This window comes from Nonomuraea sp. NPDC005730 (assembly GCF_040630865.1).
Lineage (GTDB): Bacteria > Actinomycetota > Actinomycetes > Streptosporangiales > Streptosporangiaceae > Nonomuraea.
Genome location: NZ_JBEXYK010000005.1, coordinates 1 through 13,741 on the forward strand (window position 1 = coordinate 1; position 13,741 = coordinate 13,741).

A 13,741-nucleotide genomic window follows, 5' to 3' on the forward strand; every position below is an offset into this window, starting at 1 on the left:
CCGGTGGAGTGCGGCCGCTCGGTGGAGACCGCGCGGCGCAGCGCCCTGGCAGGGTGGGCCGAGTACGGCTACTGCGCCTCCCATTCCCGCTACTTTTGGGGGCTGCGCCTGCACCTGGTGTGCACCTTGGGCGGGTTGCCGGTGCTGTTCGCGCTGAGCGGGGCCAAGGCCGATGAGCGCGAGGTGCTGCTGGGCATGCTGGCCACCGCTCCCCGGGTACTGGCCGACCATCGGCATCCGACGTTGATCGCCGACCGGCAGTTCTACGGCCGCGCCTTCGAACACGAGCTGGCCGAAGGCGGGGTGCGGCTGCTACGCCCGGCCCGGGCCGGTGAGGCCGAGCGGGCCGGCGCGCAGCTGTTCAAGCCGTTACGCCAGACCATCGAGTCGATCAACCAGACCTTCAAAGGCCAGCTGGACCTGGAACGACACGGCGGACGCACGCCGGCCGGCGTCACCGCCCGCATCTTCGTCAAGGTTCTGGCTTTGACCGCGGCCATCTGGCACAACGATCACACCGGCCAGCCGATCAAGAGATCACTCACCCGCTACGACCACTGATCACCCGGACCCCTTGGACTCAACCATCTAGTGGGTTTGCGGTGACCGCCGTAGCTCAGTGGGCCGTCTGCTGGCGCAGGGAGAAGATCAGCCAGGAGAGGCGCCTGGCCACTGCTGGAGCGCTTCGTTTTTCTGATGTCACCCCCCTTCCAGGCAGTGGACTGCCGCGACCTGCTGCGGTCAAGACTGCAACACTGTGTGACATAGATCACATAAGGCTGACTTCGAAGCCATCGAACCATGACTGGCGTCGTCAGCTGCATAAATGTCTCTCTACGAGAGCGTCGGTGCCAATACCAGGTCTTACACGCCTCTTTACGAGCTATGAGAACGTCAGGCATGATCAGCAACTGATTGTCCTTATGTGGACCTTATAGGCCGTCATGGGCTGCGGCAGCGCATGCCCTTCGTCTTGCGTGGAGGGTGTGGCGTGGTGCTACCGCGTGCGCGAATGTGGTTAATGCTGGGCGTCATCACGACCACAATGGCGGTCCTATTACTTGGCCTCACTGTTCCGGAAGGCCTCATCCAACATGCTGCTGCATCGGCGCCCTCACAGACCGAAGAGCCCAGTGTTCCCGGCCGCCCACTCACTGTCCGCAAGGATGTGACCAAGGGCGATGAGGAGGCCAAACCTCTAGTTAAGCAAGCCAAGTCGGTTTGGCCGAAGCCGGGTACTGCCGAGGTGAGCGTACCAACTGCCGGCAACCCTGTTGCGCTGGCCTCACTACCAGTAAAAGTCGGTCCGCCTAGGGACCTTCCAGCCGGCATAGGTGCGACTCCGGCCCGAAACAGGCCCCTCAGCCGGACGGAAGGAACGCCGAAGAACAAGAGAGCCCGTAAGGCTGTCGCTGGGGAGAATGCTAAACGGGCGGACAGTAGTATCGCGGATCCTGCGACCGACCCTGTGACCAAGGTAAAGGCAGAGACCTTCGATGATGTGACGGCTCGTCGACTGGGCGGCGTCGGCCTTGCCCTCCGACTGGCTCGAAACGACGGCGGGCAGAAGCCAGGGCGACTTTCGATTGCAGTGGACTATTCGGGTTTCCGGGATGCGTATGGCGGTGGGTTCGCTTCTCGGCTGTCGCTGGTTGAACTACCCGCATGTGTGCTGGACACGACTCCGTCCAAGGCTTGCGCGCGAGAAGCTGCGCGCAAGCGGCGAGTGCTACCGGTATTCAACGACGTGCTTCACAGCACGCTAACGGCGGAGGTTAATGCTGCCCCGAGCGCTGGAAACTTGGCCGCATCGGGCTGGCCCGACTCGGGCACCGTATACACGGTCGCAAGCACAGCGTCATCTACGGCGAGCGATGGAACGGGATCATTTGAGGCCACCGACCTAAAGTCATCAGGCAGTTGGCAGGTCGGTCCGTCGAGTGGGGACTTTTCCTACTCTTACCCCATACCTGTGCCGCCGGGGCCATCTGGAACTGGGCCCAAACTGTCATTGGAGTATTCCTCAGCAGCATTGGATGGGTTGACCGGCTCGACCAATAACCAGGCTTCCTGGGCAGGACTAGGCTGGGACCTCGGCGCCGGTTTTATCGAACGCACCTACTATTCGTGCCCTCATGACACGCTCGGCGGAAACCACAGATGCTGGAACACCGATGATGACCTGACCCTCTCGATCGGCGGCAGGTCGTCGCGTATCGTTAAAGATGCCACATCAGGCGCATGGAAGACCGTTGAAGACCTCGGCTGGAAGATCAACTATGTAGCGTCCGGGGCAGACTCGGGCTTCCCGTACTGGACCATCACCGCGCAGGACGGCACGACGTATCGGCTCGGCTACCACCGTGACTCAAGTTGGCAAGTGCCCTATCTGGGGCAAAGCCCAGACGCTCCGTGTTACGACAAGAGCACGCTGGAGGGGACGGAGGCATTCTGCCGTTTCCCGTACCGCTGGATGGTAGACCAGGAGATCGACCCCAAAGGCAACATCATCGACTACACGTACGCGGTCGAGGAAAACGATTATTGCCTGATCGAACCCGACTTCACCGGCTACTGCTATGACAACGGGCTCACCTATGACCGCGGCGGATACCTAGCTCAGGTGGCCTACGGCGCAAACAGCAATGTCACAGGATCGAAGCCCACCCATCGGCTGGTCTTCAACGTCGTGGATAGGGAAAACACCAACACAGGCTACAGCGACGTCCCAACCGACCTGGTATGCCCAGAGATCAAGTGTGCTGTGGGATCTCCTTCCTTCTTCGTCATGAAGTGGCTGGACACGGTGGTCACTCAATCGTGGAACACGCAGACGAACGCCTGGGATGACGTCTCTCGTGTTGAGCTGGGGCGTGGCGGAGCGGACGTGGCCTGGCTGGACACCATCCGCTTCGTCGGCTTGGCAGGAAACGGTCCCGACGCGGCCATGCCGGCAGTTCAATTCGATGGCGTCTACCTGGATAATCGCAACAACTACGACGCCGATACTCGGCCACGTATTCGCATGCTGCGTATCGCAGGGGTTGACAACGGCCTAGGTGGACGTTCCGAGGTGCGCTATGGGCAGCCTTCAGGATGCGGCCTGACCACATCAACGCCCGCAGTTGATCGCGATGACTCCGGCTGGGACTGCTACTGGACGGATGAGGGCAGTTATACCGACATCAACGGTAAGTACCACTTTGTTGGCTCGGTATACAATAAATGGTTGGTCACCCAGACGACAGACAAGGATCTGGTTGGCGGTTCGCCGGACGTGATGACCCGCTATCGCTACCTAGGCTCTCCTGCCTGGGGAAGCCCACTCGCCAACTACTACACAGATAGCTGGTGTGCTCAAGGGCATGGTTGGCCGCCGGATTTTGTCTGCGACGTGTGGGGTGGTGAATGGACACAGTTCCGCGGATATCCGACCGTCCGAGTCTTCAAGGGAAGCGGCGACGACCCGGCGGGCTACAGCGTCACCACGTCCTCATTCTTTCGGGGACTCTACGACGAGACTCTCGCTGACGGCACCCCGCGGCGTGTCACGCTGACCGACTTCGACGGAACCATCGTCAACGACCTCCGCAGCCTTACCGGCAGAACACTGCAAGAACAGACATGGCGAGCCACAACCACCGCCAACGAAAGCCCGATCTTGGCGTGCGTCTACCCCGAATGGGTTGACTCAGGCCCGCAGTGGTTTCCCAAAGCCGCAGGCCAGCAGGTATCGCACAACGGTCGCCACTGGCAGGCGGTCCGAACCACCTCAGCCGAGCCAGGAACCTCCACCGACTGGACCAACCTTGGCGCGTGCCCGACGATCACGCTCAAGGCGCCCAGCGCCTTCACAGAGGAGGCATCCACTCGATACGAGTACCAGATCGTAGTAACGGGTGATGGTCCAGACATCTCCGATCCGCACCAGGTCAACCAAACGCGGCAGGTGGCGCGAGAGAAGGTGCCGTCGGGATGGCGGTACACCGAGACCAAGACCACGTACAACGCCGACGGGTTGCCCATCAAGGTCAACGACTACGGTGAGCGTGGCGTCGCCACTGACAACTCGTGTGCAGCCACCACTTACGCCCGCAACACGTCATCGGGGGCATGGATGATCTCCTACCCCGCGTCCCAGGAGCGTCGGACCGGTGATGACTGCGCGGCCGGGACACTGCTGGGTCGGACGATCACCTTGTACGACGGGGCGACCAGCGAAACGTCAAACACACCAAAACGAGGAAATGTAACCGAGGTTCGCTCCTACACAAGCAGTTCTGAATTTACAACAGCTAAGGCCACCTTCGATGGCTACGGGCGGAAGCTGTCGGCGACCGACCCGATGAACAAGACCACCACGATCAGTTACACCCCGACTGTCGGCTGGCCGACGGCTGGTGTGACTGTTACTAATCCACTCGGGCACACAGCCACGACATGGACATCTCCTCAGTTCAGTTCGGTAGTCGGAATTCGCGATGCAAATGGCCGCGACGTAAATATTGACTATGATGCATTGGGCCGAGCCGCCGCACTATGGACGCCAGCGCAGCCCAGAAGCAGCGGCACGCCAGCAGCCACAATCTCGTATGCAATTCCCACCAACGCCAATGGCACCGTAAACGGCCCAGCCAGGACAGTAGTATCTCAGCTAGTCTCAGGATCGGGCACCGCCGCGAAGTATGTTACGACGTATTCCTACGACGATGGCCTGGGTCGCGAGCGGGAAAGTCAAATAGCCTCACCCATCGGCGGTCGCGCCGTATCCGTCACGACATACGACACACGCGGTCTAACCGCAACCAAAAGTTCGCCAGTATATAACGCGGCCCAGCCTGGATCCGGCCTCCTCAATCCCGCGCTTACCTCGTTGCCTCAATGGTCCAAGGCGGTCTACGACGGACTTGAGCAGGTGGTCGCTCAAGTCGATATGGCGCTCACCACCGAGACGCGTCGAACCACTACCGCGTACTTTGGCAATCGTAATGAGATCACACCAGCGATCGGCGGGAAAACAGTCCGCTACACCGATGCCGGTGATCAAGTAATAAAGGTTGAGGAGTGGAAAGATTCAACTATTCACTTCGATACGGCCTACGAGCACGACCTGAATGGCGGACTCACCAAGCAGATCGACGCGAATGGCAACGTCCGCACGTTCAGCTATGATCTGCTCGGCCGACGCCTTACAGGTCACGACCCGGATGCCGGAGATTTGCAGCAGAGCTTCGATGCCGCTGGCCGCCTAATCTGGTCCAAGAACGGCAACGGACAGAAAACCTCCTACACCTACGACGATCTCGGACGTAAGACTTCACAATGGGCCGGTGATCCGAATACCGGCACCAAACTCGCCGCGTGGATATTCGACACGGTGTCAAAGGGGCAACTGACATCGGCGACTCGGTACGTTAACGGCCAGCCATACACGGACACCATTACCAGCTACGACTCGATGGATCGTCCGACTGCCTCCACCTTGACGATTCCGTCGGTGGAAGGGCTCTTGGCCGGATCGTATGACTTCACCACCTCCTACACGCCTTCCGGCGCTGTGGCCGCATTCGGTATGCCCGCGGCTGCCGGCCTTCCTGCAGAGAAGGTGACATCGACCTACACCGACCTCGGCTTGCCATACGCCCTGAGTAGCGACCTCGGCACCTACATCAAGGCCACGACGTTCTCTCCGACCGGCCAGTTGGCCGAGCGTTCGTACGGAAACAACGGGCAAATCAAGCGCGCCCTGACATGGGACAACAGCACCGGATGGCTTACTCGCGTCACCACCAGCGCCAAGGCCGACACCCCTGTCCCTGTCGTTACTCAGGATGATCAGTTCTTCTACGACGCGGCCGGCGAGGTCACGCGCATTCTGGACGCTGCCTCGGCGGTGTCAGGTTCAACGGTCGGCCAGTCGGAGTGCTTCTCCTACGACGGCCTGCACCGGCTCGAAAGGGCATACACAACCACTGGCTCGTCATGCACGGCCTCGCCGGACAGCCAAGGGATAGACCCCTATAACCACACCTATGCTTACGACGGCGTTGGCAACATCATCTCGATCGATGACAACGGTCAAAATTCGGCCTACCGTTACCCCGCGCCGGGGCCGTCGTCGGTCAGGCCTAACGCGGTTACCTCGATTGACCGTCCTGCGGGCACCGACACATATAGCTACGACAATGCTGGACAGCTCACCTCCCGGTCTGTTGGAGGCAAGCAATCCACTCTCGCTTGGAACGAACTCGGGCAACTGGAAAAGACCACGGTCGACGGCAACGACACCACCATGGTCTACGACGCCGACGGTGACCGCCTGATCCGTCGCGGATCCGACAAAACCGTCCTCTACCTCGGCAACATGGAAATCGAGCTCACCGATGGTCGGCTCAGTGGAAAGCGGTACTACGCCTCCCCCGACGGCGCGACAGTCGCCATGCGCACGGTTGGCGAGGGCGTTACCTGGATGATGTCCGGACTGCACGGCTCGACTCAGTTAGCCATCAACGACGCGACAGGCAAGGTGAGCCGCGAGCGATACCTTTCCTACGGGAAACGCCGGGGAGGCGATGACCTTCCCTTCACGGACCGCGGCTTCCTCGGTAAGACGGAAGATGACAATATCGGCTTTACCCTGCTCGATGCCCGTTACTACGACGCGTCTATCGCCAAATTCATCTCGACCGATCCGCTTCTCGAGCTTTCCAAGCCCCAGTGGGCCAACCCCTACAGCTACGCAGGAAATAATCCCATCGGCATGTCCGACCCAACCGGCCTCTCCCCCTGCGTTCAGGCCGACTACAAAAACCCTCGAGACTACCGGGAATGTAAGGAATGGGAACAGCGTCGACGCGAGCAGCAGAGGAACTGCAAGAATCCCCATTCCAAGCAATGCCAGGCCTGGCGCAGGCGCACGCTCACGACCGAACTGGACAAGGAAGCCGATCGAATCGCTGAGCACCTGTCCCCGCAGTACGGATTCGCATTGGCGTGCGGAAACACAGGAGCTGACGGTCCAGTCGAATACGTTTGCTCATACAGCTCCGGCAAGGATTACGTCGCGGGGTTCTTCTTCTTGTTCTTCCCGCTCGACGGCATCGACAAATGTCTGGGCAGCAGGGACACTGGCTCCTGTTTTGAGGCGATGCTCGATGCCGTTCCCGCCACAAGGCTGGCAAGATATGGCAAGCGATACAAGGAGATCGTCTGCAATAGCTTCGTGCCGGGCACGTTGGTGCTCATGGTCGACGGCAGCCGCAAGCGGATCGAGGATGTCCGAGTGGGCGATCAGGTGATTGCCACCGATCCTGAGACCGGCAAAACGGAGGCCAAACCTGTCGTTGCGCTGATTGCAGGCGAGGGAAGCAAGAAGCTCGTACAACTAACGATAGACATCGATGGCGTCAAGGGTGATGCCACCGGGATCGTGATCGCCACCGCGGGCCATCCACTCTGGGCCGCCGACGTAAGGCGATGGGTGGATGCGGACGATCTCCGGCCCGGGATGATCCTCCGGACTGCCTCCAATGGCTATGCTGAAGTCAAGGCCGTCAGGGCATGGACAGCGGTCCGCCGCGTGTACAACCTCACCGTTTCCGATATCCATACTTACCACGTGGCTGCAGGTAGCGTTGATATTCTCGTCCACAACGCTGCCCCCTGTGGCGGCCGAATGGCATCGGCCATCGGCGACGACTCCTACCTCACGCGCGCTGCCCAAGAAGCTGGCCGAAGCAACCAGAAAGACTTGGATCACCTATTCAATGAACTTTCAAAGGGAAACATGAATCCTGGAAAGGGGAACGGATATCTCACGGGAACTGACGTAAGTTATGGGCGAGCCGAGAACGGAGGCCGTCTCTTTTTCAGAAAGGTCGGCAACACGATCGTTATCGTCGGAAAGGCAAATAAGAAGAATGAATCTAAAGTCATCGCAAGATTGCAGAGACTCTATGCAAAATAATGCATACTATTCCTGGAGTGAGGAGTTGTTCACTATCGACATCCTCCGACCCGGTGAGATGGATATCGAATCCATAGAGTTGGGGGACTCTATTATCACGCTTCCGGACGGCACTAGATTTAGCGCCTGCATGATGACCCGGGAAGAGGTCGCACGAATTCTTGAACGCGAGGAAATATCGGGCCAGTCACTTGGCGGCAGCTATTTGTGTCTCCCTGACCTGGTCATCATTAAGAACAAAGGCGCATCGGCAATGGTCGATGTGGTTCGCGACATAGTGAATTCTGGAGACATTGCCAAACGACTTCCTCGAATCGGCGAAGACGATGAACTGGACGTGCCTGTGATGTGACGCCGGCCATCGGCCTTTGAACATCCTGCAACGCATCCACGCTGCCTCATGCCGCAGCCGGAATTTATGTTGGCACCCGCCACAGGGACGCTCGTCATCACCTGTGGCGGGACTATTGTGCGCACGATGCTGATTTCTGAGGTAGCGGCTCTTCTCGACACGTCATGCCGTTCCAGTGGAAGGCCGCCTGCCGTTGTTCGCCCTTGACTAGCGAACGGCTAGGCGTCGTTGGCACCAGAGGTGGCCACGTTGAAGGTGGAGCGCCTCAGCGAACGGATGTCGACCGGCAGTTCCTGCTCGCGCCAGGAGACGTCATCGAAGCAGGTCAGGTACGGCGCGCTCTCGCTGCCTCCGTCTTCCTTGCCCACCACCCATACGTCCCTTGGCTCCGTCGCGGCCATATCGTACAGCCGCGAGTATGGCTTGGAGATGGCGAAGCAGAGCCGCGATCATCCCGGAGTCGGAGCCAGGCGACGAGCAAGCACCGGTGACCGTCAGCCGGGAGGCCAGCGCTTGGTGACGTCCAGCCGTACCTCGCTATAGGGGGCGCCAGTGGAATGCACAGGGGCGCACTGGTCGCTCGGCGGGCCGGGGCGAAGCCTCGGACCTTCGATCGTCCTCAACCCCGTGCAATGACCAGCCACAGCGCGATCGCAACCTGTATTGGTGTGATGGCCCACCCTGAGCTCAGCCACGAAGAGGGAAACTTGCTTAGCAACCATCTAAGCGCAGAGATGATCTCGACGTGCCGTAGCGAGCGATCAATGGGACGGTGTCTGACGGGGCAGGTAGCAGGTGACCAGCGTCCAGTTGGCATGACGAGAACCGAAGTGAGCGACTGTCACCGTCTTACTGGCGGCTTCTGTCGGCTCTCGGGCGCGCGGGGCGGTACGTGCCCGGACCGGCCGAAGAGCCGCAGCCGGGCACGCTTGCCGACCGGCGCGCCCGGCGGTCCGCGCAGCGGGCCGCTTTAATGACGTGTCGAGAAGTTGCTTTCAGGGCTGCCCGGTGTCTGATCATATCTCGTCGTGAGGAGGCGCGGCGGTGGTCCAGATGCATACGAAGCTGGTGAGGTAGACCGCGGCTGCGCCCTGCTCCTCCTTGTGGTGGAGGTGCATGACGGGGGCTCCAGCGGCTGGGGTGGCGTAGGCGTGGAGGTTGACCAGGAGTTCGTTGTCTGCTCGGAAGATGGAGTTGTAGAGGACGGTTCGGTGGAGGCGGATCTCTACGTTGGGGACGTCGTGTAGCCGACGGTAGAGGGTTAGGGCGTTCTTGATGCGGGCGGCCATGACTTCGGGGCCGATGCCCTCGTCGGTGCCGCGTCTGGCGACCTGGGGGCTGTTGGGGTCGCCGAGGAGGATTCGGATCTTGACGCCTGCGTGGGCTCGGGCGGTGAGGATGCCAAGGATCTTGCCGTCTTCCGGGAGGAACAGGCCGCTGTAGGTGAGGATGTCGATCTCCTCGGTTGCGCTTTGGAAGAGGGTGTGCCAGACGCTCTTGGGGACGGCCCAGCGGTGGGGGTAGATGGCCCGGACGTCGCCGACGAGGGCGAGGTGTTGTTGGGCTACCTGCGGCCAGAGGTCGGCTTCGTGGACCTGTAGGAGGTCAGCGATGGCCCAGCGGTGGCGGGGATAGGGGATGCGGCCTTGGAGCCAGCGGTGGACGGTCTTGGGGTCCACAGTGAGGGCTGCTGCGACGTCGGTCGGGGTGATGCGGGCTGCGAGCATCGCGTTGCGCAAGTGGTCGTTCATGAGGGCCGCCGCTCCTGTCAGGGAACCGTCGTTGCCTGGGACGTTAACATGAGACGTCCCTAGACGTCCCCTAGTTGCGGTGTAGAGGTTCCTGGTGCCTGGCCGATGCTCGTGGGGCCGGAAGAGCCACCGAAGGGACGGAACACATGCAAAGCGGCCGAGCACAGAGCCTCGCTTATCAGCAGCGTCTGCTGACGGAGCTGGGGAACGGGCTACGACCTCGGGGGATCGCGGCCGTCTTGATGGCGGCTGAGGATGGGCGTCCTGAGTTGAGCGTCCAGGATCGTCGCTCTCGGATCCGGAAGGTCTACGTCAACGTCCCGTTCTACTGGTTCTATTGGGGTGATCAGCCCGACGAGCGGACCAGTTGCCTCAATCTGGAGGCTGCCATCGACAGGGTTGAGCAGGTCGCCCGGAACGGCTGGCGAGCGGGTGATCAGGCCGAGCTGCGCATCGATCTAGGCCTGATCTCTGATGCGTATCGGCGTGCCTGACGGCATGGCTGTGGACGAGTCTCCGTGGCTGACGGGCGGTGCTGTCTACACCCAGATCGCGGAGCGGTTGCGGGCACGGATCGGCGTAGGACAGTATCCGGTGGGCGGTTCGCTGCCGTCCGAGGCTGAGTTGTGCGCGGAGTTCCGGGTGGCCAGGAACACGCTCAGACGTGGCCTCGCCATTCTGGAGCAGGAGGGGGTCATCGTCACGATTCCCTCCAAAGGCCGCGTGGTACCAGGGACGCGGGCGGACATCGCGTACCGCTATCAGGTGATCGCCTCTGAGCTGCGCACTCAGATCGAGAGCGGCGCCCTCGCCACAGGGACTGTGTTGCCGAGCGAGAAGGAGCTGCGGCAGCGGTACGAGGCGTCACGGGACACGGTGCGGCGGGCGCTCGACGTTCTGGAGCGTGAAGGGCTGGTCGTGGTCGAGCATGGGCGGGGCCGGTTCGTTTGTGGATGAGACGTCCTGGGACGTCCGTATCTGATACTGGATCGGCACATATGCGGTCTGTCTAAGGTGAACAGCGTGAAAGATGTCGACTGGGCCTATGGCCTAGCCAAGGACCTGCTGAAGACGACCTTGCCTCGCCGCTGGGCGCATACCCAAGGAGTGGCTGAGCGAGCTGCATCCCTGACGCCGCTCCTTGGGGAAGAGGCCGACACCTTGATTGCCGCTTCGCTTCTGCATGACATCGGATACGCCCCGGACCTGGTGGGCACGGGCATGCATCAGCTCGACGGCGCTCGCTACCTGCGCGATGTCGCCGGGGCAGATGAGCGGCTGTGCCGGCTGGTGGCCTACCACTCGTGCGCGGACAATGAGGCCCGGCAGCGTGACCTGTTCGATGTGTTGGCCAAGGAGTTCGACCAGGGAGCGCCGGTCCTGGCTAGAGCTCTCACCTACTGCGACATGACCACCGGCCCGGATGGCCGGCATGTGGATGTCAGCGACCGCCTGGCCGAGATCCACTCGCGGTATGGCCCTGAGCATGTGGTCAGCCGGTCGATCACGGACGCCACCCCCTGCATCGTGTCCTCGGTGCGGTCGGTGGAGGCGGCGCTATCCGATGTGCGGCAGGCCGACGCCGGTTAGATAGTGGTCGATCCGCCTGCGCATCGAGCGGTCCATCGGCAGTGACGTGATCTCGTTCCTGGATACCCAGCAGACCTCTCGGGACTCCTCGCTCGGAGTCGGCTCGCCCTCGACCGCGCGGCCGGTCAGGACGATGGAGAACTCCTGTCGGGCCTCGCCGTTGGAGGTGTAGAGGATCACGTGCCGGGGGTCGCTGTAGGTGCCGACCAGGCCGGTGATCTCGCAGGTGATGCCGGTCTCCTCATACGTCTCGCGGATGGCTGCCGCGGGGATGGACTCGCCGAGGTCGATCGCGCCGCCCGGCACGGCCCAGTTGTCGTTGTCAGTCCGGCGAATCATCAAGACGTCCCCGGCCGTGTTGGTGACGATGACGTTGACGGACGGGACCAGGCTGTTCGGCTCGGGTGCGTCGGGGTCGTCGTAGAAGTCGATTCGCTTGGCCATTGTCAGGACTCCACCGGGATGGCTTGTGCCCATACCTTCTCGAAACTGTCGGCGTAGGTGGTCACCATCTCGCCGCCGGCCACCCTTCGCAGATGCAGTACGGGCGCGTTCCCGGCGCGGGTGCCGTACACGTGCATGTTGACCAGGTAGTCGCCGTCAGCCTGGTAGATCGAGTTGTACAGGATCGTCTGATGGAGGCGGAGCTCGAAGTTGTCCAGGGGCAGGAGCGGCCGGTAGAAGATCAGCGCGCTGCGGATCTGCGCGGCCATGCTGTCGCCGACGCCCTCGTCCTCTCCCCGCTGAGCGACTTCGGCGCAGCCGGGGTCGCCGAGCAGGACACGGACCCGCACGCCCGCCTGCGCCTTCTCCCCCAGCAGACGGACCATCGCGGCGTCGTCGGCGAGGAACAATCCGCTGTAGACCAGGACGCCGATGTCCTGGGACGCGGCAGTGAACAGACGTCCCCACGCGTCCCGCGGTACGGCCCAGCGGTGTGGATAGATCGCCAGGACCTCGCTCTCGGACGCGGCGACCACCTGTTCCCGCGAGAGGGCCTGCGGCCACAGGTACGTCTCGTCCACACCGAGGTACGAAGCCGTGGCAAACCGGTGCTTACGGTACGGCTCGCGTCCCTTGGTGATCCACCGTTCGACGGTCTTTGGATCCACCTCAATCGCCTCGGCCAGGTCCGCGACGCTCACGCCCTTCTGCAACAGCGCGGCGCGTAGCCGTTCGTTCGCCATCTCACCTGCTCCCAAGGACGTCCGGGGACCTGGACATCGTAGGCCGGACGTCTTGAACATGTCCCGTCGTGTAGTGATCTCGTCCTGACTCTGCGTCGCACCCTCGGTTGCACAACGCCACAACGGCAGCGACCGAAGGAGGAGATGCACCCATGAACAACGAGATCACCATCCCCGCCGAGACGCCCTCGTGCGACTGCGGCAACGCCTTGACCGAGGGGCAGACCCAGTGCTCCAAGTGCCTGGCGCGGAGCCGGTGGGCGCGTAAGGAGCGGTCCCGGAACCGGCGCAACCGGCGACGGACCGAGACCAGGCGTCCCCCGCGCGGCCCCCGCGGCGCGTTCGCGATGGGGGTGAGCTGGACGTGAGCTGGCTTCCGCTGATCATCGCCGCTCTGTTGAGCACGACCCTGCTCGTCGGCTACGTCATGGTCCTGGTCGGCATCCGCCGCCAGGACAAGGCCCTGAGCCTGCGCCGGCACCCCGGCGGGGCCTCGGCCTCGCTGGCCCGGAAGGTCACCGGCTGCTACGTCCGGGACGGCGTGACGTGGACGTAGCCAACTGCTCCTCGACCTTGGCGAGGCGTACCGACAAGTCCCGCACGGCGGCGCGCAGCTCGGCCACGTCGGCCTGCTCGTCGCCGGCGGGGCGCTCCTCGACATCCCGGACGAACACGCCCTTGCCCTGCTGGCCGATCACCAGGCCCTCGTTGCGCAAGATGCCGACGGCCATCTTCACCACGCTCAACGAGGCGTCGTACCGCTCGGCGAGTTGCGCGGTGGACGGCAGCGGGGTGCCGGGCGCGAGAGAGCCGCCGTTGATCTGCGCGCGGAGATCGTCGGCGATCTGGAGGTAGCCGGGGCGCCCGGTGTTCTTGACCATCGCCGTCCATCACA

At 62.2% G+C, this 13,741-nt stretch carries 13 protein-coding genes; 8 read left to right on the forward strand and 5 right to left on the reverse strand.

Going from position 1 to position 13,741, the window contains the following annotated elements:
- From ABZ444_RS09355 to ABZ444_RS09365, 3 genes are all read left to right on the forward strand, one after another.
- On the forward strand, positions 1–561 hold a 561-nt coding region (locus ABZ444_RS09355; protein ID WP_357994526.1), incomplete at its 5' end, for a transposase.
- A gap of 484 nt (positions 562–1,045) precedes the next feature.
- On the forward strand, positions 1,046–7,966 hold the full coding sequence (locus ABZ444_RS09360) for a polymorphic toxin-type HINT domain-containing protein (protein WP_357994786.1): 6,921 nt from the start codon (positions 1,046–1,048) through the stop codon (positions 7,964–7,966).
- A gap of 25 nt (positions 7,967–7,991) precedes the next feature.
- On the forward strand, positions 7,992–8,318 hold the full coding sequence (locus ABZ444_RS09365; RefSeq protein WP_357994527.1) for a hypothetical protein: 327 nt from the start codon (positions 7,992–7,994) through the stop codon (positions 8,316–8,318).
- 218 nt (positions 8,319–8,536) lie between these two features.
- Here the strand turns inward: ABZ444_RS09365 and ABZ444_RS09370 are convergent, their stop codons facing one another.
- Both ABZ444_RS09370 and ABZ444_RS09375 read right to left on the reverse strand, forming a co-directional pair.
- On the reverse strand, positions 8,537–8,689 hold the full coding sequence (locus tag ABZ444_RS09370; RefSeq protein WP_357994528.1) for a hypothetical protein: 153 nt from the start codon (positions 8,687–8,689) through the stop codon (positions 8,537–8,539).
- A gap of 645 nt (positions 8,690–9,334) precedes the next feature.
- Entirely contained in the window at positions 9,335–10,069 is a 735-nt protein-coding gene (locus ABZ444_RS09375) for an XRE family transcriptional regulator (protein WP_357994529.1), read from the reverse strand.
- Positions 10,070–10,215: 146 nt separating this feature from the next.
- On the opposite strand from ABZ444_RS09375, the gene ABZ444_RS09380 reads away from it, so the two are divergent.
- From ABZ444_RS09380 to ABZ444_RS09390, 3 genes are all read left to right on the forward strand, one after another.
- A complete protein-coding gene (locus ABZ444_RS09380) occupies positions 10,216–10,563 on the forward strand; it encodes a hypothetical protein (protein WP_357994530.1) in 348 nt (115 codons plus the stop codon).
- Positions 10,544–11,026 carry a GntR family transcriptional regulator gene (locus tag ABZ444_RS09385; RefSeq protein ID WP_357994531.1) on the forward strand — a complete coding sequence of 161 codons (483 nt, stop codon included), beginning with the start codon at positions 10,544–10,546 and terminating at the stop codon, positions 11,024–11,026. The genes ABZ444_RS09380 and ABZ444_RS09385 overlap by 20 nt, the downstream gene beginning before the upstream one ends.
- A gap of 66 nt (positions 11,027–11,092) precedes the next feature.
- Positions 11,093–11,659: an HD domain-containing protein gene (locus ABZ444_RS09390; RefSeq protein WP_357994532.1), complete on the forward strand. Its 567-nt coding sequence runs from the start codon at positions 11,093–11,095 to the stop codon at positions 11,657–11,659.
- Here ABZ444_RS09390 and ABZ444_RS09395 read toward each other — a convergent pair.
- Complete coding sequence (locus tag ABZ444_RS09395; protein ID WP_357994533.1) at positions 11,627–12,103, reverse strand: NUDIX domain-containing protein; 477 nt, start codon at positions 12,101–12,103, stop codon at positions 11,627–11,629. The genes ABZ444_RS09390 and ABZ444_RS09395 overlap by 33 nt on opposite strands.
- A 2-nt stretch (positions 12,104–12,105) precedes the next feature.
- Entirely contained in the window at positions 12,106–12,846 is a 741-nt protein-coding gene (locus ABZ444_RS09400; RefSeq protein WP_357994534.1) for a helix-turn-helix transcriptional regulator, read from the reverse strand.
- Between the two features lie 152 nt (positions 12,847–12,998).
- Between ABZ444_RS09400 and ABZ444_RS09405 the strand changes: the two genes are divergently transcribed.
- Together ABZ444_RS09405 and ABZ444_RS09410 are read left to right on the forward strand one after the other, a co-directional pair.
- A complete protein-coding gene (locus tag ABZ444_RS09405) occupies positions 12,999–13,214 on the forward strand; it encodes a hypothetical protein (RefSeq protein ID WP_357994535.1) in 216 nt (71 codons plus the stop codon).
- Positions 13,211–13,402 (forward strand): hypothetical protein, encoded by a 192-nt coding sequence (locus ABZ444_RS09410; protein ID WP_357970093.1) that lies wholly within the window; start codon positions 13,211–13,213, stop codon positions 13,400–13,402. The genes ABZ444_RS09405 and ABZ444_RS09410 overlap by 4 nt, the downstream gene beginning before the upstream one ends.
- On the opposite strand, the gene ABZ444_RS09415 is transcribed toward ABZ444_RS09410, so the two are convergent.
- The gene (locus ABZ444_RS09415; RefSeq protein ID WP_357994536.1) at positions 13,362–13,727 is read right to left on the reverse strand and encodes a winged helix-turn-helix domain-containing protein; all 366 of its coding nucleotides are present in this window, start codon (positions 13,725–13,727) and stop codon (positions 13,362–13,364) included. The two genes, ABZ444_RS09410 and ABZ444_RS09415, sit on opposite strands and share 41 nt — an antisense overlap.
- Positions 13,728–13,741: the final 14 nt, after the last annotated feature.

Excerpts from the sequence above, each read along its gene's own strand:
- ABZ444_RS09360 (WP_357994786.1), top strand. The coding sequence starts at position 1,046 with ATGGCGGTCCTATTACTTGGCCTCACTGTTCCGGAAGGCCTCATCCAA.
- ABZ444_RS09375 (WP_357994529.1), bottom strand. The coding sequence starts at position 10,069 with ATGAACGACCACTTGCGCAACGCGATGCTCGCAGCCCGCATCACCCCG.
- ABZ444_RS09380 (WP_357994530.1), top strand. The coding sequence starts at position 10,216 with ATGCAAAGCGGCCGAGCACAGAGCCTCGCTTATCAGCAGCGTCTGCTG.
- ABZ444_RS09385 (WP_357994531.1), top strand. The coding sequence starts at position 10,544 with ATGCGTATCGGCGTGCCTGACGGCATGGCTGTGGACGAGTCTCCGTGG.
- ABZ444_RS09395 (WP_357994533.1), bottom strand. The coding sequence starts at position 12,103 with ATGGCCAAGCGAATCGACTTCTACGACGACCCCGACGCACCCGAGCCG.
- ABZ444_RS09400 (WP_357994534.1), bottom strand. The coding sequence starts at position 12,846 with ATGGCGAACGAACGGCTACGCGCCGCGCTGTTGCAGAAGGGCGTGAGC.
- ABZ444_RS09405 (WP_357994535.1), top strand. The coding sequence starts at position 12,999 with ATGAACAACGAGATCACCATCCCCGCCGAGACGCCCTCGTGCGACTGC.
- ABZ444_RS09415 (WP_357994536.1), bottom strand. The coding sequence starts at position 13,727 with ATGGTCAAGAACACCGGGCGCCCCGGCTACCTCCAGATCGCCGACGAT.